This window comes from Halomonas sp. ATBC28 (genome assembly GCF_005937175.1).
Lineage (GTDB): Bacteria > Pseudomonadota > Gammaproteobacteria > Pseudomonadales > Halomonadaceae > Vreelandella > Vreelandella titanicae.
In genome coordinates, this window is record NZ_VCQL01000200.1 from 1 (window position 1) to 390 (window position 390).

Here is a 390-nt window from a genome sequence, read left to right on the forward strand (position 1 = left end):
CGGTGGTGTCGTGCCCGGCCAGCAGCAGCAGGCGGATGTTGGCGATGAGCACGTCGTCGGCCAGCGCCCCGCCGCTGGCATCGAAAGCCTCCACCATGTCGTGGACCAGGCCGGTGCGCGCGGACTGCGTGCGTGCGCCGTGGATGAACTGGCGCAACTGTGCGTCGATCCAGCTGCGCGCGGCGCGGCCACGGCGCAGCGGCAACCCCGGCAGGTCGATCGGCGGCGCAACGATCAGCTGCAGCAGTTGCCGGTACTTGCGGTGCCACCGCGGCAGATCCCGCGCGGGAATGCCCATCAGGCCGAAGATGAGCTGGAGCATCAGGTAGCCGGTCTCGCGCAGGATGGCCACCTCGCCGCGGTCGCGCCACGCCTGCACCCGTGCCTGGA

1 protein-coding gene is annotated in these 390 nt (G+C 71.3%); it reads right to left on the bottom strand.

The window, feature by feature from the left end; genetic code table 11:
• Positions 1-390 (bottom strand): cytochrome P450 (locus E0L35_RS26035; RefSeq protein WP_138801772.1); only part of this gene is annotated, 390 nt, incomplete at both ends.